The 23,104-nt window shown below is 53.9% G+C and carries 21 protein-coding genes; 13 read left to right on the forward strand and 8 right to left on the reverse strand.

Translation table 11 applies throughout. The annotated features are described in order from the left end of the window. Positions 1-72: 72 nt before the first annotated feature. The gene (locus tag ABLN87_RS15305) at positions 73-855 is read left to right on the forward strand and encodes a LytTR family DNA-binding domain-containing protein (RefSeq protein ID WP_353011608.1); all 783 of its coding nucleotides are present in this window, start codon (positions 73-75) and stop codon (positions 853-855) included. 1,033 nt (positions 856-1,888) lie between these two features. After that, complete coding sequence (locus ABLN87_RS15310) at positions 1,889-2,077, forward strand: hypothetical protein (protein WP_353011610.1); 189 nt, start codon at positions 1,889-1,891, stop codon at positions 2,075-2,077. Positions 2,078-2,297: 220 nt separating this feature from the next. On the opposite strand, the gene ABLN87_RS15315 is transcribed toward ABLN87_RS15310, so the two are convergent. Further along, a complete protein-coding gene (locus ABLN87_RS15315; protein WP_353011611.1) occupies positions 2,298-3,386 on the reverse strand; it encodes a hypothetical protein in 1,089 nt (362 codons plus the stop codon). Positions 3,387-3,585: 199 nt separating this feature from the next. Between ABLN87_RS15315 and ABLN87_RS15320 the strand changes: the two genes are divergently transcribed. The 8 genes from ABLN87_RS15320 (at position 3,586) to ABLN87_RS15355 (ending at position 10,811) form a co-directional block, all read left to right on the forward strand. After that, the gene (locus ABLN87_RS15320) at positions 3,586-4,167 is read left to right on the forward strand and encodes a PepSY domain-containing protein (protein ID WP_353011613.1); all 582 of its coding nucleotides are present in this window, start codon (positions 3,586-3,588) and stop codon (positions 4,165-4,167) included. A 44-nt stretch (positions 4,168-4,211) separates the two neighbouring features. Further along, complete coding sequence (locus ABLN87_RS15325; RefSeq protein WP_353011614.1) at positions 4,212-4,871, forward strand: response regulator transcription factor; 660 nt, start codon at positions 4,212-4,214, stop codon at positions 4,869-4,871. Further along, positions 4,871-6,199, forward strand: a complete 1,329-nt coding sequence (locus ABLN87_RS15330) for a HAMP domain-containing sensor histidine kinase (protein WP_353011616.1) — start codon at positions 4,871-4,873, stop codon at positions 6,197-6,199. Before ABLN87_RS15325 ends, ABLN87_RS15330 begins: the two co-directional genes overlap by 1 nt. 320 nt (positions 6,200-6,519) lie before the next feature. After that, positions 6,520-7,446 carry a transcriptional regulator GcvA gene (gene gcvA / locus ABLN87_RS15335; RefSeq protein WP_353011617.1) on the forward strand — a complete coding sequence of 309 codons (927 nt, stop codon included), beginning with the start codon at positions 6,520-6,522 and terminating at the stop codon, positions 7,444-7,446. A gap of 286 nt (positions 7,447-7,732) precedes the next feature. After that, the gene (locus ABLN87_RS15340) at positions 7,733-8,392 is read left to right on the forward strand and encodes an FMN-dependent NADH-azoreductase (RefSeq protein WP_353011619.1); all 660 of its coding nucleotides are present in this window, start codon (positions 7,733-7,735) and stop codon (positions 8,390-8,392) included. Positions 8,393-8,928: 536 nt separating this feature from the next. Continuing rightward, complete coding sequence (locus ABLN87_RS15345) at positions 8,929-9,555, forward strand: LysE family translocator (RefSeq protein ID WP_353011620.1); 627 nt, start codon at positions 8,929-8,931, stop codon at positions 9,553-9,555. A gap of 157 nt (positions 9,556-9,712) precedes the next feature. Continuing rightward, entirely contained in the window at positions 9,713-10,171 is a 459-nt protein-coding gene (locus tag ABLN87_RS15350; protein ID WP_353011622.1) for a YdeI/OmpD-associated family protein, read from the forward strand. A 223-nt stretch (positions 10,172-10,394) separates the two neighbouring features. Next, positions 10,395-10,811: a VOC family protein gene (locus ABLN87_RS15355; RefSeq protein WP_353011623.1), complete on the forward strand. Its 417-nt coding sequence runs from the start codon at positions 10,395-10,397 to the stop codon at positions 10,809-10,811. A gap of 193 nt (positions 10,812-11,004) precedes the next feature. Here the strand turns inward: ABLN87_RS15355 and ABLN87_RS15360 are convergent, their stop codons facing one another. The 3 genes from ABLN87_RS15360 to ABLN87_RS15370 all read right to left on the reverse strand — a co-directional run bounded on the left by ABLN87_RS15360 (position 11,005) and on the right by ABLN87_RS15370 (position 14,152). After that, a complete protein-coding gene (locus tag ABLN87_RS15360) occupies positions 11,005-12,303 on the reverse strand; it encodes an epoxide hydrolase family protein (protein ID WP_353011624.1) in 1,299 nt (432 codons plus the stop codon). A 234-nt stretch (positions 12,304-12,537) separates the two neighbouring features. Continuing rightward, a complete protein-coding gene (locus ABLN87_RS15365) occupies positions 12,538-13,407 on the reverse strand; it encodes an SDR family oxidoreductase (RefSeq protein WP_353011626.1) in 870 nt (289 codons plus the stop codon). Positions 13,408-13,504: 97 nt separating this feature from the next. Further along, entirely contained in the window at positions 13,505-14,152 is a 648-nt protein-coding gene (locus ABLN87_RS15370; protein ID WP_417750404.1) for an NADPH-dependent F420 reductase, read from the reverse strand. Positions 14,153-14,265: 113 nt separating this feature from the next. On the opposite strand from ABLN87_RS15370, the gene ABLN87_RS15375 reads away from it, so the two are divergent. After that, a complete protein-coding gene (locus ABLN87_RS15375) occupies positions 14,266-15,159 on the forward strand; it encodes a LysR family transcriptional regulator (RefSeq protein ID WP_353011630.1) in 894 nt (297 codons plus the stop codon). Between the two features lie 201 nt (positions 15,160-15,360). On the opposite strand, the gene ABLN87_RS15380 is transcribed toward ABLN87_RS15375, so the two are convergent. Continuing rightward, entirely contained in the window at positions 15,361-16,260 is a 900-nt protein-coding gene (locus tag ABLN87_RS15380; RefSeq protein WP_353011632.1) for a histone deacetylase family protein, read from the reverse strand. A 202-nt stretch (positions 16,261-16,462) separates the two neighbouring features. Next, positions 16,463-17,344, reverse strand: a complete 882-nt coding sequence (locus tag ABLN87_RS15385) for an AraC family transcriptional regulator (RefSeq protein WP_353011708.1) — start codon at positions 17,342-17,344, stop codon at positions 16,463-16,465. Positions 17,345-17,635: 291 nt separating this feature from the next. Here ABLN87_RS15385 and ABLN87_RS15390 point away from each other — a divergent pair, with 291 nt between their 5' ends. Together ABLN87_RS15390 and ABLN87_RS15395 are read left to right on the forward strand one after the other, a co-directional pair. Then, positions 17,636-18,625 carry an AraC family transcriptional regulator gene (locus ABLN87_RS15390; protein ID WP_353011634.1) on the forward strand — a complete coding sequence of 330 codons (990 nt, stop codon included), beginning with the start codon at positions 17,636-17,638 and terminating at the stop codon, positions 18,623-18,625. Positions 18,626-18,683: 58 nt separating this feature from the next. Beyond that, entirely contained in the window at positions 18,684-19,127 is a 444-nt protein-coding gene (locus tag ABLN87_RS15395; protein WP_353011636.1) for a hypothetical protein, read from the forward strand. A 172-nt stretch (positions 19,128-19,299) separates the two neighbouring features. Here the strand turns inward: ABLN87_RS15395 and ABLN87_RS15400 are convergent, their stop codons facing one another. Together ABLN87_RS15400 and ABLN87_RS15405 are read right to left on the reverse strand one after the other, a co-directional pair. Further along, positions 19,300-19,758 carry a hypothetical protein gene (locus tag ABLN87_RS15400; RefSeq protein WP_353011638.1) on the reverse strand — a complete coding sequence of 153 codons (459 nt, stop codon included), beginning with the start codon at positions 19,756-19,758 and terminating at the stop codon, positions 19,300-19,302. A gap of 155 nt (positions 19,759-19,913) precedes the next feature. Next, on the reverse strand, positions 19,914-23,099 hold the full coding sequence (locus tag ABLN87_RS15405) for an efflux RND transporter permease subunit (RefSeq protein ID WP_353011640.1): 3,186 nt from the start codon (positions 23,097-23,099) through the stop codon (positions 19,914-19,916). Between the last annotated feature and the right edge of the window lie 5 nt (positions 23,100-23,104).

Genomic DNA, 23,104 nt, shown 5'->3' on the forward strand with positions numbered 1-23,104 from the left:
GGCCGCTTTCATTGGTCTGGTCACTTCGGCATGAATTGTCGCTCATACTGTCTGCAAGTCTGGTTTCGTGAAATGCGCATATTCCTCGTCAACAACGTCGCCAAATCCGGAATGCTGGATTCCTCGATTGAACTGCTGAGCACACGCAGGAGCCTTGCTGCCCTTGTTGCAATCGCATTTCTGGCGGGACTCACCGGCCCGTTCGGCACCGCGATCAGCTATGATATCTGGGCCCGCCTCGTCTATTGGACGCTGATCGTGTTCGCCACAGTGATGCCGGTCCACTTCGTGCTTGCCGCGTTCGATCGCTATGCGGTTTCGCGCGGTTTCAGGTACATCGCGTGGACATCCCTTGCCTGCCTAAGTGCCTCGGTTCCGGCAACGATTGTGGTCTACATGGTATCTCGCATATTCGGATCGCAAATCGAACTAACGGCAGTGGGCGAGCTCTATCTGCAGTGTTCTCTGGTGATACTTGCAATTACGACAATTGCACAATTGGCATCGGGGGCACCTGCGGCCGAGGACCGGGAACACCAAGCCACTTTGTTGATGAACCGGTTGCCCGGTGCGTGCCGCGGTACCCTGATCAGGATGACGGCGCAGGATCACTATGTTGAGGTAGTGACTGATCACGGTCGTGCGCTGGTGGCCATGCGACTGCGTGATGCGATCACAGAGGCCGCCCCCATCGCCGGTTCTCAGGTGCATCGTTCACACTGGGTGGCCAGAGATGCCGTCATAGGCCGCCTCACGGTGGATCGTACGACGCGGTTACGGTTGAAAGATGGTAGCACCGTACCGGTTGGCCGGACCTTCCGAGACGCCGCCAAACGCGCGGGTGTCTTGTATTGAGAGCGATAAAGCTACTCGGACTGTGGATGCATGAGCGGTAGAGGCTGGTGGTGCAAAGTTTGCTGGAAAACTGGATGGAGAGCTAGCCCCGAGTTTCTGTCGCTTCCAAAAACCAGTTATCGTGCAGTCGCGGCGAAGGTTCACTTCTTCCCGCAAACTGCGCACTGCACCTTTGTTAGACCTGTCATGCCAGAACTTGACACAACCGCCGACCGACGTCCAACGGCTTTTGTGAGCCGTGTTGCCCCGTTTACGATTTGCGTCCGAACGGCAGAAAACCGAGCGATGCTTTGTCAATGATGAAGGTAGCTAGTTAAGAATATCAGCTATGGCGCCTATCAGGTTCAACACCTCGTGCGTCTCTTGGTTCACCTGATAAACATAGTCTCCAGCACGCACATAGTAGCCGTTTCGCCGCAGTCCATATCGGCTGGGATTGTCGATAGGTACGTACCCATCGTAGATGTAGTCCCCAACCCGATATCGTTTTATTTGACCTGGCGGCACGCATGGAATTGCTTTTTTGGCCAAGCCAGGTGGACAGTGTCCCGCCTTCGATTTCACGAGAACAGGCTGCACTGCTCTATGTGAATTGATAAGTTGTCCAAGCCCAAGGGTCTGTAAGTCAAAACTCGCACCCGCAACCGGCGCAGTCTGAATGGCAGATAGTGTTGCTGCGATTACTAAAGTTGTTTTCATCTTTTGGGGCCTCATTTGCTTTCAAATTTTAAGTATGCTTCCGGTCACGGTGTGCCTAACCCATAGGCGGAGACTGGCTTGCGGCTAGCATCTTCGGATCTGAGGCGATGGTTCGACTGATGCGTCATCCTCACCTAGCGACCTTCCAAACCGTCAAGTTAAAAGGTGGCAATCGAACGGTCCCACGACCAGAGAATTCATTTGTTTTTATTCCGTAAACAACATTAACCGAACGTGAACAGCATATTCTCGGTGCGTTCAACCACGCTGAGTCATAGTCCCTGAATTAGATCGAACGACATGTGTATCGTTTGGCAAAAACAAGGGGAACAACATGGTCAAGCCTGCCTTTGTGACTAAAGACAGTGGCAAACCAGCTGCGATGCAGACCTCCGGCAAAGCTGCCGACGAGCGTCTGCAAACCTTGATCAATTCGAGCAGTGGTCGCTTCCCTCCTATCGAAAATGCACTAATCGAGATCACCAAAAGCTTGCGACTCTCCGAGGCTCGTCAGAACGCCTGAAGGCAGATCAGTTGACCCCCCCCGAACAATTCTCGATATTCACCCTAAACATCAGAATTGTCCCCCGATCCCACCCCATCATTTGGGGTGGGATTTGTTTTGACGGGTGACACTATCACCAGAAAACGAGTTCAGCTTCAGAAACCGTCAAAACATCCCTGGGCGCGCCTACGGTCGGCACGCCCAAAGTGTAGATCAACAAGGGCCTAAAGGCTTCGGGTTATAATCCCAAAAGGGCTTTGACCTCTTCTTCGACGGCGTCAGTTACAGGTTTGTTGGCCGCCGCTTCTAAGGCTTCGCGCTCTGCCAGGTCCTGTTCTTCAACAAGCTCTGTCAATTCTTCCACCTCTTCCACCGCGTCATTGTAATCGATGGCAGCCTGTCTTTCGTCGTCCAAGTCTTGCGCTTCATCAATTGAGGCATCCAAAGCGGCCTGAGCCTCTTCAAGCTGCGCTTCGATATCGGGATCTGTTCCGCCTGCGTCAGCCAAGGCCTGTTCAAGCTCTTGTACTTTGTCCCGGTTTTCTTGAACTTCAGTCAGCGCAGTTTCCAAATCATCTTCGATATCTTGCAATAGGCGCTCCGGCGGCTCCAGCCCCGCTAAAACCTCTAGCTGCTCGACCAGATCCTCACGCAAGGGTTCACCGGCCAAAACCGTGTCTCGGTAGGTGGCTATTCTGCCAACGCGCGAATTCGGCGCAGCGTTGGCCAGTGCAGTGGGGCTGGCGTTGGCCGCATTCAGCGCGCCCAGTTCCGATGGATGGGCACCAAGCAACGCGGCCATACGATTGCCCTTGGCACGAGATACGGGGCGCTTTGACTCGTCCACAATGACCGTCTGCGCTGAGGATTTTGGTGCCTTAGTCTTAAGGGTCCCGTGCGTTTTGTTAGCGCCCGTCGCGGCGGCTTCTGTTTTACGGGGTTTCTTTTTCCCACTGAACAGATCTTTCAGAGAGAACCCACCGCCTTTTTTCTGACCAACCCCGGCAGAGCGAGACTTTGTATTTCCTGCCCCGGATTTTCCGGCCTTGCTTCCGCTGGCGCCCTTGCCAACCGCGCTGTGATCTCCGCTAGATCCCTTCGCCCCGTTGCCGTTTCCACCGCCATTACCGTTGCCGTTCCCACCGCCGTTGCCATTGCCGTTTCCGCCGCCGTTACCATTGCCGTTCCCACCACCATTGCCGTTGCCACTGCCTTGCTTGGCATAGGCAAAATCAGGAGCTGCAACAGTGGTCACAATGGCCGTCGAACCAAAAAGGGCAATCGCTATTGTCGAGGCTTTCAACAGTCCGCACTTGGTGATGTTCATCTCAATCTCCTAATAAACTCACAGCAACAGCCATCAATTAACTGAACTTGAACGCCGTGTTCTGGCCGTTTGATCCGTGTTCGAATCAACAAGGTTGGACTTCATTTAACCTGAGCGCACTTGAACGCAGGGCTAACTGCTTGTTCATCGCCGGTTCACATCCGGCCCTGTAGTCTCGGCCCAAGAGTATGAGGGTTCTATGCAGACCAAAGCTTTATTGTTGGTTGCAGCGTTGCTGAGCGCCTTGTCCGGAGGACAAGCGGCGGCGGATGCACGCGAACTCAAACAGTCTGAACTGCGCATGGCAACTCTGTCGGGAAGCGCAATCCGGTTGAAACGCGTCATCAAAGGTGTGGAAAAAGCCATCGGTGGGACCCCCGTTGATGCACGCGCATTCCAAGCCGACAAGATTTACTATCGCATTCTGGTCAAAAAGCCGGGCGGAAAGATCGTCAGTGTGATTGTGAATGCCCAAACCGGCACCGTCGTGTCGAACAATTCAAGCATCGGACGCGAAATCTCTGAAGCCGCCAAAACCAATAACAGTGTTGGTCAAAGCGTTTCTAACACCGTTGCAAACGGCAACGGTGGCGGAAACGGCGGTGGCAATGGCGGTGGAAACGGCAACGGTGGCGGTAACGGCAACGGCGGTGGAAACGGTAATGGCAATGGCGGTGGAAACGGTAATGGCAACGGTGGTGGAAACGGCAATGGCAACGGTGGCGGAAACGGCGGTGGAAACGGTGGCGGAAACGGCGGTGGAAACGGCAATAGCCGATAAAAAATAGAGTGAAGCTGACCGAGTTTTAACTATAGTCTCCGAATATGCGAATTCTCCTTGCTGAAGATGAACCCCAGCTTTGTGAACAAGTCAAAAAGCTTCTGGGCTCCGAGGGCCGCGTAGTCGACGTGGCAAACAATGGTACGGATGCCCTGCATCTGGGGTCGACTGAGCCTTATGACATGATCATCCTCGACATCGGCCTGCCCGAACGCGACGGTATCTCAGTCCTGCGGGAATGGCGTAACGCGGGCGTCAAAACCCCGGTCTTGATCCTGACGGCCCGAGATGGCTGGAGCGAACGTGTCGACGGTCTGGATGCGGGCGCAGATGACTATATGACAAAGCCATTTCACATGCCTGAACTGGCCGCACGGGTGCGGGCGATCTTGCGCAGGCAAAGCGGTCAGCTGAACCCTGTAATCGAAATGGGGAACGTGGTGTTAGACATTAGAAACGGTCGGGTCAGCGTCGGAGGAATCCCGGTCGATTTGACTGCGCAGGAGATCGCGGTGCTCACTTATCTTGCGCATAATATCGGTCGGATGGTGTCGCGTACAGAACTGTCCGAACACATCTACGAATACGACGGCGACAGGGATTCCAACACGATCGCTGTATTCGTTACGCGTCTGCGCAAAAAACTGGGCTCTGATTTGATCACAACCGTCAGGGGACGGGGCTATATGATTGATCCTGCCTAATGCTGTCGTTACGCCAACGGGCGTTGCTCGGAGGTATCGCCTCGGGTGCGTTGTCTGTAGGCGTTGGTACGCTGGTGGTGTTTTCCTATATCAATACGCGCGTCTTGGATCAGTTCGACAGTGCGCTGCAAGACCATCATACGCAGGTTGTCGTTGGCCTAAGTGCAACTAAGGATGACCCTGAAACCTTGCGGCAGTTTGTATTCGACCCGGCCTATAGTACACCTTACTCAGGGCGGTATTGGCAAGTAACAGACAGTACTGGTGCCATCTATACCTCTGCCTCACTTTTTGACGAAACGATTTCCGAACCTCCGCGCGCAAATGGCGAAACAATCATTTGGAACACTACAGGTCCGGACAACGAGGCCGTTCGCAGCGTCTATCAAAAAATTACGTTCGAAGACGGAACGGAGTGGGGTGTAACTGTCGCCGAAAGCAGGAACCAACTGATCAACGAACGCAGTGCCGCACAAAGATACCTGCTCTCGGTTTTCGGCTTGATCGGTTTGATCGGAGTGGCCAGTTCACTTTTGTTGATGTCCGCCATTATTGGCCCCCTCAGGAAGTTGCGTGCCGATGTCGCTCATCGCTGGGATCGGGGTGATGAATTGGTGCCCGCAGACTACCCGGATGAGGTTTCGCCTCTAGTAGAAGATCTCAATAAACTGCTGCATCGAAACCGAGAGATCGTCTCCGGTTCGCGAAGGCAGGCAGCGGATTTGGCGCACGCTCTGAAAACGCCGACAGCCATCTTACGAAACGAATTGGCGGATCTGTCTGACGCCGGCGTACACACAGAGCCTGCAGAAGAGGCGTTGTCTCGAATTGACGCTCAGCTTGGCCGTTCGCTCGCGCGCATGCGTGCTTCAAACACTGGAGAGCTAACGCATTCTAGGACAGACCTGTCGAACTCGGTCGAACGACTGTCCCGGCTGTTCTCGGTTATGGCCGAACGCGAGGGAAAAACGCTTATTTCAGATTGTGAGACCGGTCTTCACGTCCGAATTGACCCTCAGGACATTGAGGAAGTGATCGGAAATCTCCTCGACAATGCGCTCAAGTGGAGCCGCAAAACATTCAAAATCACAGCAAAACGCACAGATAGGGGTATCGAAATTTGCGTTGAAGATGACGGGCCCGGAGTTCCAGAAGACCAATGGCTTGAGATTCTTCGTTCCGGCAGTCGCTTGGACACTTCTGTAAAGGGAACTGGTTTGGGCCTCTCTATTTGCGTGGATTTATTGGCCGCCTACGGCGCGAAGTTAGAACTCGGAACATCGAAACGTTTAGGTGGCTTGGTCTCCGAAGTGAAGATAAGCAAGTGAGTAAATCGCATTGCTTTATTCCACGGACCTTCACGGCGCATCTCCCTCTTCTTTTGCAATCCATTTTCTGGATTAGCTGCAGCACCAAATCGGTCGTTGGTGCGCGTGCGGCGAAGTTTCGCTTTGTCCCGCACTGCTGACACAGTCCGCACGCAGGAGATTTCAGACATGAAGAACCGAATGCTCTACCTTGGCCGCCTATCTTCTCAAATTAGATGTTTTCACCTCACGGCTGAGAATTTCGCCCACATATGAACTGGCAATCGGGTTAGAGTAGAGCGACGAAATAGCGTCGCATCAGGAGAGCAAAGCCGCGCGTCATGGCGAAGATACCGTCGTTGAAAAGCATTCAGGCCTTCGAAGCAGCCTGCCGACATCTGAGTTTCAAGGATGCTGCCGATGAATTATGCGTCACTCCGACTGCCATTTCCCATCAGATCAAATCCCTGGAGGATCAACTTGGGGTGCCCCTGTTCCACCGGCTGACCCGCGCCTTGAAACTGACGGAGGATGGGGCAAATTACGCGCCCCACATTATTGAGGCTTTCAAGAACATCGAAGCTGCCTCTCTCGCGTTGGAGGAAGACGACCTTGCGGGCACATTGACAATCTCAACCACCGGGTCCTTTGCCGCCAACTGGCTTAGCCCGCGGCTGCGAGGCTTTTACGAGAAATACCCGGAGATTTCGGTAAGGGTTCTGTCAAGCGATCAGCTGGTGGATTTCAAGTCCAGCGATGTGGATGTGGCCATTCGGTATGGCTTTGGCGATTATCCTGACAGCAATGTGGCTTGGGTCTTGAATGACTGGGTAGCCCCTGTCTGCAGCGTGGAAAAGGCGAAGTCACTGAGTTCCACCGAAGATCTTCTGAAATCTCGTCTGATCGAATACCAATGGAGCGGGTTTTCCGATGCGGATCCGAGTTGGGAGCGCTGGATGGACGCGGCTGGCTTGCAGACTGGCGATGTCGAGCCCTATGTCACCTATTCCGACGAACACATCTGCTTGCTGACGGCAAGCGATGGTCATGGTGTGGCCCTGGTCAGCCTTTTGGCCGCCGCGCGTTTTCTGGAACGCAATATGCTGGTCGCCCCCTTTGACACTGCATTGAAGAACAAGAGCTATTTTCTCGTCTGCCCGGAAACTTACGCCAATCGTGCACGCGTTCGTGTGTTCCGGGAATGGCTATTGGATCAAGCGGATGAGTTTCGCGACAGCGCCGTTGGTCAAAGGTTTTTTGAAGATTAGCGCGTTCGCAACGATCTAATCCTTCGCTTGAATTTTTGTCATTTCTAAATTGCCGAGAAGCATGCGTTTCTAAACCCCTAATCAGGAGTTTTTGCGCATGCAAAGTTTTGACCCTTCCCAACATGGACGCGGATGTACTTGCGACGGCGTCTCATCTGGAGAAGAAATTTTTAGCGATTAGAGATGGCTGAGTTCGTTTCACTCTATTCAGAATTCTCTTCATTTGTACCTGCGCGTCCCTGGCTTCACCTTTGAATGGTTCATTGCAAACTGACCGGGTGACAAGATGACCACAATCCTGAGAATTGACGCCAGCGTACGCCGCACCGACAACCCGGTTGCGGCCTATAACTCCATTTCCCGCGCTTTGGCGGACAGTTTCGTGGAAGAATGGAAAACGGTTGATCCGGACGTCGAAGTTATTCTGCGTGACGTCGGAATGGCACCACCAGATTTCATTTCCAACGATTGGATCGCGTCTGTCTTTACAGCAGAAGAAGAACGCACTCCTGAACAGAACGCTTTGGTCAGCTTGTCTGACACGCTGATTGACGAACTCGACCGCGCCGACATCCTGCTGATTTCGACGCCCATGTACAACTACGGCATGCCCGCAGCGCTGAAGGCTTGGTTTGATCAGATCATCCGGATCAACAAGACATTTACGTTTGATTTGGCGCGCGGCGACTTCCCTCTAGAACCGATCATGTCCGGCAAAACACTGGTGCTGCTGACATCGGCTGGCGAATTCGGCTTTGATGAGGGTGGAATTCGCAATGACTCGGGTCACCTTTCTGCGCATATCAGCACACTGCGCAAGTACCTGGGCGCAGAATGCATGTTTGAAGCTGCGGCCGAGTACCAGGAATTTGCTGATGAGCGTCACGAAGCTTCCGTCGCCTCAGCTCAGGCCCAGGCACGCCATATTGCGCGTGAGCTTGCCTGACCGTTAGCCAGTTTGTGGAAAGTAGAACCTGTTGAAATGAACAGGTTCTGCATTTCCAGCTTGTCCCAGCTCAAGGTGTGTGAGGCAGGTGGTTGTGTCGTGCGCTTATTTGAGTGGCTCAAGTCGCTAAAGATACGAAACGACGGCGAATGTAGTAGTAAACCTTCATTTCGGATTGGCAGACAGTTTTAACCAATTTCCTGAATCAACATCCCCGTATTCGAACTCTTGGTTCAAAGGGGACTTTGCTACGCTGCGTTTGAACGGCAGATTTATTCGCGTTTCGCCAATTCGATCTGTGTTTATTCTGCTTTCGCAGCGAACGTCCGGAAAGCGAGCTGCAATCGCAGCATCGGACACCGTCGCTCAAGGTCGGCTCTGGGCCGCTAGCACAAGTTCTTGCAGTTCGCTTGACTGGCGGCTTCGATCGCGGAGCTGACAGGCATGCATAACGCAGCGAAAGTCTGGTTCTCAGGCTTGCCAATCAATGCCGCCTGTGGATTGCTGAGGTTTAACGGATCAATGGAGAAAACACGATGATCGACCCCGCCGTTCTACTAACCTATTCGCTGATCGTTCTTGGGTTCGTTTTCATTCCTGGCCCCGCCACTCTTTTGACTGTCGCGCGAGCAACAACATCTGGAACAAAAGTTGGCATCGCAACGGGCGCGGGCATCACCGCTGGCGATTTTCTTCATACTATCATGGCAGTGGTCGGTATATCGGCTATTATTGCGGCCTCAGCAACCCTTTTCACGATCGTCAAATACCTTGGCGCCGCCTATTTGGTCTATCTTGGCCTGAAGGCGATCTTCGAAAAAACGTCGGTCGATCTGGGGCAAGGTCGCGTTCCGATTACGGCACCCCAAGCCTTTAGACAAGCGATCTTAGCCGAGGTGCTAAACCCGAAGACCGCGCTCTTTTTCCTGGCGTTCCTGCCGCAGTTTGTTGCTCCAGAAAATGGCTTTGTCGTAGCGCAGCTTACAGTCCTTGGGATCGTATTCGCGCTCATCGGCTTTTTCAGCACAATCGTCTATTCGGTTGCCGCTGGCGGTCTCGGAAATTTCTTACGCCGCAACCCAACGGTTCTCAAATGGCAAGGCAAAGTTGTCGGTAGCATCTACTGTGCACTTGGGGTTCGCCTCGCCTTGCAAGAGCGATAGGGTGACATTCAGCGAACAGCAGAAAAGTTTGCGACTAGGTTGTCGGATCAGATTGCGCCAGTTGTAAGGTTTCGCTCAGGTTTGGATGTGCCTCAGCGACCTTGACTTCACCAGCGTCCAAACCATCGTCGCGCAAGGTGAATGCTAGGAGGCTAGAATGAGAGAGTGGTTATCATTCACCGGCCATATCGAGCCGATGCAATGGGGTAGAAGCACCTATACAGTCTTATGTATCCCAGACGAAATCGCTGATGCGCTCAAAGATTTGGGTGCGAAACGTGTTGAAGTCGAATTGAATGACTACCCGTTCAACATGGCTCTTACCAAATCTCCGGCGATTTCTGGCACTTTCATATACACTGGAAAGACTATCCTACAAGCGGCAGAGATTTCACCCGGCCAAGAGATTGATGTGCGTCTGCGTAAAGCTGATCCAGACTTAGTGGAAGTGCCCAACGACGTTTCGTCGGCCATTCGCAGTAATTCCCTCAGCGACGCTTGGTCGAAACTGACCCCGGGAAAGCAGCGCGGCCTGCTTCACACCATTAACACGGCAAAGCGAGCGGAGACCCGCGCAAAACGCATTGCGCAGTTAATCAGCTTTTTGCGGGAGTGATGCAACAGATGCGTCTCGCCAATGCGGTGTTGAGTGTTGAATTGCGTTTTCGTTAACGCCTATAGGCCGGACAGCGCGCGATGGCTGCGCCTTGACGCACCGCGTAAGACTTTTCTCCTGCCGGCTGTCGCTTAGTGGACGAAGGCGTAGGGTGGCGAAGTGGTCCGCACTGTAATTTTGGGAAACGCAGGGTTGTAGGGGTAAACTGAAAGGCGATTTAAGAATGATCGCATACATCACCGTTGGCGCGGATGATATAAGACTTGCGGAACGCTTTTATTCGGCCTTCCTGCCAGAACTGGGATATCGGCTGGAGTACTATCACGGTGATTTGAGCTACGCGCTACCTGCGAAACCGGGACAAACACCAAACCTTCCCGAGTTCTATGTTAAATCCCCCTTCGATGGATCGCAGGCTTCGGCTGGAAACGGGACAATGATTGCCTTTGAGGCACGCAATCAACAACAGGTTCGCGACCTTCATTCCGCCGCCGTTGAGGCCGGCGGATCGGACGAAGGCGCACCGGGCTTCCGAGAGTATTATGAGCCAAACTTTTTCGTCGGATACTTGCTCGACCCTCACGGCAACAAGATCGCATTATTCTCAAGCGATCCAACCGAACCGGGGCGGGATGGATGACAGCGGCAGCAATTAGGCGACGGACATCAGTATGCAGCCTTGGCTAGTCGGCCTCTGGTTCGTGAGCGTTGCGGTTTCCTTTTTGTCTAAGGCGTAGCTGCGAAGTTTCTCACGCCGCCTGCTTAGCAAATAGACCCGTGCACGCGAGCGTTGGCCCGCGTGCACGATTTTCGCGATGGTTTGTGGTGCAGCTTTATTCCAGCCCGCGCAGGGTGCGGTGGAAGGACAGCAAGTCTTCGACGTAGAGCTCGGGTGTTTCGACCATTGGGAAGTGTCCGCCGCGCTCAGGATTGGTGTAATGGATCAGGTTGCTGCGGGACCGTTCCACATACTCTTTGGGCGGCAGCGGGAAGGTCGGGTCGGGCCAGGCCGTGACGCCGGTGGGTGTATCGACCATTTCACCCTCTGCCAAGACCGTGACGTTCTCGTGGGCCAGCATCAGGTAGGGCCACAACGACGTTCTGAAGCTGTCGGTGACGATGTAGTACATGACCTCGTCAATCAGCCGTGTCGGTTCATAAACCTCGTCGATTGATGCATAGCTTTTATCGGTCCAGTAGAACCACTTGTCCCAAATCCAGGCCGCTTGACCCACAGGGTTCTCATGCAGTGCTGCCGCGAGGGTTTCACCGCGCGCGATGTGCGTCAGGATGTAGGCCAGATCGGTGAAGGGGGACGCGGCCTCGCGTTCGATAAAGGCTTGTTCAGCGGCTGTGGGGTTGTCGCCCACTGCGCCAGAGAGCCAAGGCGATTCCGCGTGCCGGGGGTAGAACATATGTACGTGGTTTGCGATAGCCGCCTCGGGGTAGTCGATGCCCATATAGGCGGCGGTAATGGCCCCTTGGTCCCCACCATGAGTCACGTATCTTTCGTACCCTAAGACCTCTGTCATCAGGTTGTGAAAGCGTTCCCCGGTGGCCCGCAAGCCTTCGGGTACGTCGGGCGCTTCGGACCAGCCCACACCCGGGATCGAGGCGACAACCACGTCATACCCATCCTCAGCATCACCGCCGAACCGTTGAGGGTGCGCCAGCTGCTCAATGACATCTACGAACGAATAGGGCGAATAAGGCCATCCATGCAGGATCAGGATAGGGGTTGGGTTTGAACCGCTGCCGGGTTCGTGGATGAAGTGCAAGTCTTTGCCGTCTATCTCGGCGCGGAAGTTCTGAAACGCGTTCAGGCGATCTTCGGCGTCACGCCAATCATAGTCATTCGCCCAGATCTGGCCCATATCCGCCATCCAAGACTGCGACATGCCCTGATCCCAAGGCGCCATCGCGGCATCTGCTGGCAGCGCTGGCAAGAACTGGTGATCGCGGACCTTGGCCATGATGCGATCAAGACGATCCTGAGGCACCTCGATGGTGAAGGGTTCTGCGGTGCCGCCCGCGATCCGCGGTGTGTCTGCTACGGAGCTTGAGAAGGGAAGTACTAAATTGGCTGCGACAGCAAAGGCTGTGGCGGTCAGAAAGTTGCGTTTGGTATACATGGCTTTGCCTTTCGATTGCTGATGAAAGGAAGATAAACCAGGCGGTGTGGGCGAAAAATTGGGTTTGTAGATCGCCAGAATTCACTTTTTGTCACCAATCGAGGGCCGATGGCCATCCGTGTGGGTTTATGAGGCCCGCCGGACTGAACAAAAAACCGCCGCAGGTCCTAATCAGCGGCGGTTCTTGTTTTGGTGTGTCGCGACGTAGCGGGACGAGCGCCGCAAAAGCAGCGGTCATGTCATGAACGCGTCTTTGTGATCTCGGACAAAGTCCCGAAAAGATCGCGGCGAGCGGCCCAGAAGGCGTTCGGCATCTTCGGTGACCTGCGCATATTGACCGGTCGCAAAGAGCGCCTGAATCTCCGCCAAGCTATGCGCGGACCACTCTGGCATGCCCTGATCGCGCATCGCCTGTTCGGCAGCCTCTGGCGTGATGGGCACATAGTCCACGGGTGCGCCGCGGACCTCTGCGATGATGCGCGCGACGTCGTGAAAGCTCAGGCTTTCCGGTCCCGTCAGATCATAGGTTTTGCCGATATGCCCGTCCGTGGTCAGAATGGTGGACGTGATCTCGGCGATGTCCCGGACATCAATCGTGCTTTGCGCGGCATCGCCAAGCGGCAGGTAGAACTTGCCGGTCGACGCGATCCCACCGGCCTGCCACAGCATATTCTGGTGGAACGAGTTTGGCCGCAGGATCGTATAGGGCAGCCCGCTGGCACGGAGGTCTGTGTCACTCGCCGCATGCTGGCGGATCACTTCCGATGGGGACGTGTCTGATGCGCCCATGCCTGAAAACTTTACCACATGTGAAGCGCTCGCGTTACGCGCCGCACGGTAGAAATTGCGAAAAAGTGCAACTGTGTCTGGCTGCACCGACGTCACGATATAAGCTTTGTCTACGCCGTCGAACGCAGCGCTCAGGCTATCAGGCGCGCCTAGATCGCCTTGCACCAATTCGATGCCGTCCGACAGTGTCGCCCGCGCCCCTTCGATGCTGCGCACAAGGGCGCGGACGGGGACATCTTTAGCGACCAGCGCGTCGATGAGCGCGCGGCCATTTGTGCCGGTTGCACCGGCAATGAGAGTTTTTGATGTGGACATTTTGTGCCTCTTTTAGATCGCTGGCGATGCCTTGCAGACGCAAGCGTTCTTGCGCGGCAGTCTGCCACGTCGCCAGTGAACGTGAGTGTTTCTTGACTTACGCCGCGTTGTTCAGCCGAAACGCGGCGACGCGTTGCTTGACCTCATCCGAGGACAGAACGACGTTCCAAACCGGACTGCTGGGGTCGAGCGCGGCTGAGTCTGCAAGCCCGCCGATGTCTACGGGCACCAGGCCCGCTTCACCAATCAATTGCGCCATCGTCGTCTTGTCCGCATCTGCGTCGACGGCGAAGGGCATCGCGACCTGGGGATCGGTGACGTTTGATTTGGTCTCGACATAGCCCGACCACAAAGAGGTAAAAGCTTTGCCGATACGGGCATTGGGCAGTTTTTCCGCCATGACCAGTCCGGCAATGTCGCCATCGGGTATTAGTGCCTCAAGCTGGCCCTTTGCGTCATATCCAAGCGGGTTGGTGGCGTCGATAACCAGTTTGTCACTAACATGGGGCGCAATGGCCTCCACGGCGCTTTCAACGGTCGGGTAGTTCACGGCTAGTAGCACAACGTCCGCAAACGCGGCGGCTTCTTCCGGCGTGCCGAGAAAGGCACCATCGCCAAGGCCCGCAACAAAGTCGCGGTGTTTGTCTGGATTGCGGGCGCTAAGAAAGACGACGTGGCCCGCTTTGTGCCAGAGTTTTGCGTAAAGGCGACCAATGTCGCCTGCTCCGATGATACCGATTTTCATGTCATATCTCCTTTCATTTCTGATGTGATTGATGATGGAGACGAAAGCGTGCAGGATAAATCGGAGCTGAACGGACACAGTATGCACTTTTTGTCATGAATGATCTTCCTCCCATGTCCTCTATTGCTGCCTTCGTGCAGGTGGCGGAACACGGCGCGTTTAACGAGGCTGCGCGGGCGATGGACCTATCGCCCTCGGCGGCCTCGAAAGCAGTGACACGGCTTGAGGATCACTTGGGTGTCAAACTTCTAAACCGAACCACTCGCAGCGTCAGCTTGACACCAGAAGGCGAGCGATACTTGGACGGTGCCAAAAAGGCGCTGGCGGATTTGTCCCTTGTGGGCGCCGAGGTGACAGACACAAACGCGGCTCCAAAGGGGCGGTTAAGGGTGTCGGCGGCCTCGCCCATGGCACGCCTTTGGCTGGCCGATGTGATCGCCAAGTTTAGCGCCAAATGGCCCGAGGTTCAGATTGACATCACCCTTGCCAACCATCTGACCGACCTTGCGGCAGAGGGCATCGATCTGGCCATTCGTTCGGGCGGTTTGGCAGAAAGCGAACACCTGATTGCGCGCAAGCTCTATGACGAAGACATGCTGGTCTGCGCCACACCTGCCTATTGGAACAAGGCCGGCCGCCCCGATCACCCGAGCGATCTTGCCAAGCACCGCGGTCTAAGGTTTCGGGCCCCGCAAACCGGGCGCCTGTTCCCATGGATGATGAACTTTGACGGGGCACTTCAGAGGATTGAGTTGCCCGCCGACTTCGTTGCGGATGAGGGTGAAATGATCTTGAACCTGGCCCTGCGGAACGCTGGTGTCGCCCAGTTTCCGGGGTACATGGTTCGCAAGCATTTGGCGTCCGGCACGTTGGAAGAAGCCCTTGCCCAACATCGCCCGCCCGCCACGCCGATATCTGCGATGTATCTTGACCGGCGGCTTTTGTCGCCGCGAATCCGCACATTTGTCGACTTCCTGAAGGCGCATGTCCCAGTCAGTGAGAACTAGATCTCTTTTGACTGAGTTGCGGTTCGTCGCTCCCAGGCTGGGAAGGATAGATAAGTCACCAAAGCCAGCCGGTCCTTAGGCAACAGGAGGCAGAGCATCTATGGCAGACTATTGTCAGCCTGTGGTGATGGGGTGAATTGGGCTCAAAGCAAACCACCGAAATAAGGTGTGAATTCCGGGTCACCGAGATTGTGACAGCCATTAAAATCGGTGAAGTCGCTTTGCGACCCGATAGGTGTTGGCATAGGCCTTGACGGAAGCCTCAATGGGGTCGGCGTAGCCGCCTCCAATTGCCATTGAGACAGGGATGCCGCGGCCCTTGCAGGCGTGAAGCACCGCCTGATCGCGCTGGATGAGGCCATTGTGGGTCAGCTCAAGCCGCCCTAACCGGTCTTCTGCAAGCGGATCAACGCCTGCCTGGTATAGAATGAGGTCGGGGCGAAATTCGAACACAGCCGGCAAGTGTTCGGCTAAAGCGCGAAGATAATCCACGTCACCGGTGCCATCCGGCAGTGCAACATCGAGATCCGCCGGAAACTTGCGGAACGGAAAATTCTTATCGCCGTGCATCGAAAAGACGAAAACCGAGGGATTGGCGGCGAAAATGGCGGCGCTGCCGTCGCCCTGATGGACATCAAGGTCGATGATTGCGACCCTTTCGACCTTGCCAGCCGAAAGCAGGTGGAGCGCCGAGATGGCCTGATCGTTGTAGACGCAGTAGCCGGATCCAAACGTAGGATGAGCATGGTGTGTGCCGCCGGCAAGCTGTCCCGAGATACCGTACTCCTGTGCTGTCTCAGCAGCAGCAATTGCGCCACCGGCCGTGGCGCGAACCCGAGTCACAAGTTCCGGGCTCCACGGGAAGCCAATCCGTTTCATGGCCTTTTCTTCCAATTCCCCGTTTTCGAACTGCGCGACAAATCCAGCGGCGTGCGCGCGCAGTATATCTTCATCACTCGCTGGCAAAGAATCCACCAGCTGTGACGCCTGAAGATTATTGTCTTTCAGTAGCAGCCTGCGGAGCATATCGTACTTACCCTTCGGAAAGCGGTGTTCGGAAGGCAAGGTAAGCGAGGATCTATGAGGCGCATAAAATCTCATGATTTGGATGGAGTGGGATCGATGTTTCGCAAACTTTGAGCTGAGGCTGACGAATACTCAGGCTTTGAAGTTTGCGATACACCCATCCGATGTTCTGACGAAGCAACAAATCCGCCGAAATGTGCAAGCATTCAATTTGGCTCTCACTGACGGGGGATAAGGGACTCGCCTCGATACGACCAACCGAAATCGCGGTACGAACTCAATTACGGCCCGCCCGCCGGTGTCCAAAGTCGCCTTGCTGACGCCGGTAACGACCAGGTGAAACACCCAAACGTGAAGAGAAGACATTTGTCATATGTTGCTGGCTGGAAAACCCACACGCAAATGAAATATCCGCAAGCGTTCTATCAGTAGAAACCAGTAAATCCCGAGCGCGGGTCACGCGGCGGTGCAATATCAACTGATGAAGCGATTGACCTGTCTCAGCCCGAAGTGCCCGTTGCACCCGAGCCAGCGGCAGCTGTACCGCGTTTGCGACGTTGTTCAAGCTCAACGGCTGCTCAAGATTCGCGTCAACATATTCATGAATCCGTGCGATCAGTTCCTTCGATATCCAGGCGGTATTCTGGTGTGAGGGTGCAGTCCTTTCTCTGATCAAAGACAGCTGTCTATGCGCAAATGCATAGATGAGATGCTCAACATAGTTGACACCCTCAGTTTGGCCAGAGATCAACGCTCGGCGTACTTCCTTTGCCAGAGCCCCAAGGTGTTCATCGACAACGTCATTTCGGAATTCCAGCCCAGAATCGGTTATATCGAGTTCAGCCAAGTCTTCTGGCGGATCGGACAAATGAAACAATAGCATCTCCTGTGCTCCGGCGGGCACGGCTGCCTTGATCGTAGTCCCCACTGGCACGAAAGCCGACGCGTTTTGAGTTCGGGTCAGTTCTTTTAAGCGGTCAGAGTTTGCCGCAAACATACCTGTCGAAAGCGACAACGTCGCAGAGAGTGTCAAGCGCGAAGCTGTTGACTCAATAACGTGGCCGTCGGTGTGCTTGCTCACATAGTCGACGAAACAGCCGCCCGTTTCGACCTGTAATGTGCCTAATTTGGCCCAGGGTTGTTCAGATTTCTGATACACAGACAAGTCATATATCCCATTCTGGAAAAGACCCCATGCTTGGATAGTAGGCTACTTTCTAAACAAATAGATGTCTAATTCCGCCTCTGGGTATGCTTAGAAAAGCAGCAAAACTCTCAGTCGCGTAGTGTAACCAGCCCTAAACGGCCGTGCGTTCAACCCCGCTATCGCATTGTATCTGACTGATGTGTTCGGAGTTTCGTTATCTGCACTAGGCCGTAAAGTTGTTCGAATTTGTAAAGCTCAGTCTGCATGTAAGACCCGTCTCTGAATTGAGAGCTATGATCGGGAATGGCACAAAGCTTCGGATCAAAGTCAGAGCGCAAAAAACGGGCACTCCCGATCAGCGTTCCCAGCTCTAAACATAAACTCCCAGATGCGTTTGTGCTTAAGGAGACCGATGACGTAATGGCCGCAATAATGGTTGCAAAGCCATTCGAAGCACGGCTTAGCGTAGATCGGTGCAATATCCTCATCCCTCTTGCGGCTGGCGCGGTGACGCTACATGAAAACGAACACGGTTCAGTAAGTTGCCTGAACCGAGCGTACGCGCTCACTTACTTGTCGCCTGGCAAAGAACGGGTGATCCGCCAAAAATCCAGTGTCGAACTTCTGTTGATCACGGCTGAACCACATCGTGCAGCTCGGATACTCCGTACTGCGAAATCCGGTAAGTGGCGCCTACCGCAAACACTGATTGAACATCGCCACAGCGACATAGCATCCATTGCAAAGATGCTTCGACGTCACATTCTCGAACCGGTGTGTCCCAATATGTCGTTCTTGTCTTCGACTGCTGATCTTCTTTTGTCACATGCGATAGGATCGACTTGCGTGAGAGCTGCGGAACTGGACGGAACAGAGTTCACCAACGGCTCCTTGCAGCGTGTTTTGTCAGACATAGACTCTCATCTCGAAACGGGCATACGGATCGCTGACCTTGCGACCAACGCAGGGTTAACGCCCAGCACCTTTTCAAGAAGGTTTCGAGCGACGATCGGCTGCTCTCCACAAAGATTCATAATTGAGCGCCGAATTACCAAAGCGCGCCAGATGCTGCAGCAAACGGATTTGACGATTTCAGAGATTGCCTACACCCTCGGCTTCTCTTCGCAAGCGCATATGACATCCAGTTTCAAGGACTTAATCGGCGTTGCGCCAGGCCGTTACCGTCAAAACCACCAAATCGATTCAACCGTTCCGACCGAAGTCACAGGAAAAAAGGCATTACCTGTATCACGGCAAACCAAGGTGAAACCGGATAGCGTTCTCCGCCAGTGACCATTTCTGCCTTTCTGATGTGGTGTGGACGTCCATCATGATCAATTCAGGAGGAAAAATGAACAGTTTCGCAGATGGAGACAACATCGCCGACCTTCTGGTTTTTCAGGGCGCACAGGAAATGGGGGCGCTTGCATCTTTGGACAGCGAAATGGTGAATGCGCTGGAAAAGTGGAAGCACAGACCCCAAAGATCGGACACCGGTTTGGAGCATTTGAAGATTAACGATGTCTTGTGTTTTGCGATCGACTATCAAGGCAATTCCAGCGGGCATTGGCCGAGCAAAGACGCCACGGTTCTACCGGAAACACTGATCAGGACATTTCTTTTTCACAACGGAATATGCGACCTAAGCGATCCATCCGCGATGCTGTATTTTCAGGCCTCATACAAGATTCTAGCCTTGGACGGGGTCGAGCATCTTCTTGTTTGTGCATATCCTACCCCGTCTGGGAATATTGGCGGTTTGGTCGTGATTTGTGTAAATAACCGCCTGATCTAAGTGCTTGCTTTTAGACCTTTTGCCTTTGGCGTACGTCAGCAGCAAGGTTATTTTCCCACAGAACTTCGTTGAAGTTTCGAATACACTCTCCGGCTAGACCGTCAGTATGAGTGCCATTGACACTCACGTATCGTTTGAAACCATTTCTTGCTCGGATTTCGAAGCCAGAAGTTCAGTTGTAGTAGTTTTTTGGCAGTTTGTGATCCAACTCAGCCCAGTGAGACGCCCAGAAACCATGCGTTGCGCTTTGCGTCAGAATAGCCGTTCTGGACGAAGGTGTATCAAACCGTGAAACCACCAACAGGAACTGAGCATCTTCAACCATTTGCAAGTGGTCATTTCTAAACCGACAACACAATGCATCAGAATCGATGTCAGAGCCAACAGCGATCGATGAAAGCTCGGACAAGCCAAAGAAATCCTCTGGCAGACTAAAGCCGATTTCCTGGCACGCATTGAGAAGATTTGATGCGGATTGCCTCAAGAACTCTTGGTCTCGTCGAAGGCTGCGGACAAGAGTATCGTCTATGCTCGTTGATTTCCGCCAAATCAGGAAAGACGCATTGTGATCCAGCACAACTGTTCCCGCAAAGAAACGTATCAAGCCTCGAACTAGCGCTGTATCGATCATTATGGTTTCCAGAACAGGTTTGGAGCGTCTATCGTACGCGACGGTACCCGTTTGGTCTTCCAGAAACCTTTGAGATTTCAAAAAATCTGTCTTTGAAAAACGCTAGCCTCTGTTGGTGCTTGACACACACTCAACAAACACAATTGGGATTACGATCACCGCTCCAGGCTGACTGTTTTGACCCTTCGCTCGCGCAGGAAAAAGGTTTCGATCCCACGAAAAACCACAAAGAATACCGGCGTGAAAAAGAGGCCGAAAAACGTGACGCCGAGCATTCCAGAAAATACGGCCGTCCCCAACGACTGGCGCATTTCCGCGCCCGCACCAACCGAGATCATCAGTGGCACAACCCCAAGAATGAACGCAAAGGACGTCATCAGGATTGGTCGCAGTCGTAGGCGTGCAGCTTCAACAGCGGCATCAACTCGGGTCATTCCACGCTCTTCGGCCTGTTTTGCGAACTCGACAATCAAGATGGCATTCTTCGAGGCCAGACCGACCAAGACAATGAACCCAATCTGTACAAGAATGTTGATATCCAGACCTCTGAGCAAGACGCCCGTCACACCCGCAAGCAGGCACATCGGTACGATGAAAATCACCGCCAGAGGGAGGAACAGGCTTTCATATTGTGCCGCTAACAGAAGATAGACAAACACCACCGCCAGCATAAAAGCATAGATTGCAGTGTTGCCCGCAATTTTTTCCTGAAAACTCAGACCTGTCCATTCGTATCCAAAGCCGTCTGGTAAGGTTTCATCCAGCAATCGTTCAACCTCGGAGATCGCCTGACCGGTTGATGTTCCAGGCAATGTGGCCCCTTGAAGCGATGCTGCAGGATACAAGTTATACCTTGCCACACGATACGGGCCGGTGCGCTGCTCCAGACTAGCGACAGACCCAAGAGGAACCATGTTGCCATAGTCGGACCGTGTTTGCAGATCCAGAATGTCGCGTGGATCGTCGCGGAACTGGCCATCAGCTTGGGCCGTCACCCGATATGTGCGTCCCAGAAAGTTAAAGTCATTCACAAAGGCAGAACCAAGATAGACCTGAAGCGTTTCAAAAATGCGTTCAGGTGGAACCCCCAGAATATCAGCCTTGACACGATCGATGTCAGCAAAGAGCTTTGGACTGCTGGTATTAAAGAAAGTGAAAGCTTGCGTTAGGCCGTCGGTTCCGTTGGCCAAAAACGCTGCATCAAAAACGGCGGTTTGCAACGCATCCGGGCCGCGCCCACGCCGGTCTTGTATGTAAAGTGTCCACCCACCTGTATTGCCGATACCCTGGATCGGAGGCGGCGCAATAACGAAAATCGATGCTTCAGGTATCTGCTGCAGGGTCAAAAAAGTATCGCCGATGAGTTTAGGATTGCTCAGCGCTTTCTTGGCGCGTGCCTTGAAATCGTCTGTCGTAATAAAGACGACACCGGTGTTGGGCGCGAAGGTGAACGTCGCCCCATCCAGACCGGCAAACCCGACGGTGTCGGTAACGCCTTCAACGTCCAACAGCAGGTCTGTGGCTTCCCGAATGACAGCGTCGGTCCTGGTCAACGATGCACCGGCAGGCAACTGGACAACCGCGATCAGATACCCCTGATCCTGATCGGGAATGAACCCGGCTGGCGCGCGGTTGAACTGAAACACGGTTAGAAAGACAAGACCGAAGTAAACAACAAGCGCCAAGCCCGAAACACGAAGGATGCCGCGGATCGCACTGGCATAAGCCTGCGAAAGCTTGTCGAAGGCCCAATTGAACCCTCTGCCAAATGCTCGGAATGGGATACCAATCACCTTCCAAACCGATGCAAGGAAGCCTGTTTTCGTTTGATCTTTCTGCTTTGGTCTCAGCAAAAGGGCCGATAGCGCAGGTGATAGAGTGAGAGCGACTGTCACCGAGATGATCGTTGCTGTCGCGATCGTTACCGCGAATTGCCGCATGAACTGACCAGAGATACCTTCGATAAAGGCTGCCGGAATAAATACAGCCGACAAGACCAAACCAATTGAAACAAGTGCACCTGAAACCTCTTGCATGGTTTTGTAGGCTGCTTCTTTTGGGGGAAATCCTTCCTCAACATAGCGCTCGACGTTTTCGACGACGACGATCGCGTCATCAACAACGATACCTATGGCAAGCACCAGGCCGAACAGGGTCAGGTTGTTCAGCGTAAATCCCAACACCTGCATGACAAAGAACGTCCCGACCAGCGAAATTGGTATTGCCAGAATGGGAATGATTGACGCCCGCAAGGATTGCAGAAAGACAACAACGACCAGAATGACCAACAGGATTGCTTCTTCGATCGTTACATAAACGGCATGCACGGATTCTTCGATAAATTCGGTCGGGTTATAGACAATCTGATATTCGATACCCGGCGGGAATTCGTGACTGAGTTCGTCGACCAGTTCCATAACCTGTTCGGCAGTCGCTAAGGCATTTGACCCGGGGCGCTGAAAGACACCGATGGGAAGAGCAGTGTCTTTTCCAAGATAGCCATTGGATGCGTAATCCTGGGCCCCAAGTTCGACACGCGCTACGTCTCGAACGCTAACTTGCCGGCCGGAGGAGTCCGTCGAGATGACGATATCGGCGAATTGCTGAGGCTGAACCAAGCGACCAAGTGTTTCGACATTGATTTGAAACGCGCCCTGATCTTCGACTGGCAGCTGATCGAGAACGCCGGATGCAACTTGAACGTTATTTGCACGTAGGGCTGCGATCACCTCACCCGCGGTAAGATTTCGGGCGGCGAACTTGTCCGGATCCAGCCAGATGCGCATGGAATAAGCGCGCTCGCCAAAAAGCGTGGCTTGGCCGACACCCTCAATACGCAAGACCTGATCAACGATTTGGGACCTGACGTAGTTGGAGATGTAAAGCTGATCACGGCTCCCGTCAGGTGACAAGAAATGGACAACCAGCAACAGACTGGGTGAGTTCTGTTGCACGACAACGCCCAACCGTCTGACATCTTCAGGCAGCCGTGGTTCTGCTCTGCTCACACGGTTCTGAACCAAGACCTGTGCTTCGTCGATATCCGTACCAAGCTCGAAGGTAACGGTGATTGTCAATCGACCATCGCTGGTTGATTGACTGAGCATATAGATCATGCCCTCCACCCCATTGATCTCTTGTTCCAATGGCGTGGCAACCGTGGCGGCGATTACCTCACTGGAGGCGCCCGGATAGTTGGCTGTAACCTGAACCGTTGGAGGCGCGACTTCCGGGTACGCAGCAACAGGAAGCCGGAGATAAGAAACCGCCCCCACTATCAGAATGAAGATAGATATGACTGCAGCAAAGATTGGTCTGTCGACGAAGAAGCGCGGGTTCATGGCGG

The organism is Ruegeria sp. SCP10, from assembly GCF_040329495.1.
Taxonomy (GTDB): domain Bacteria; phylum Pseudomonadota; class Alphaproteobacteria; order Rhodobacterales; family Rhodobacteraceae; genus Ruegeria.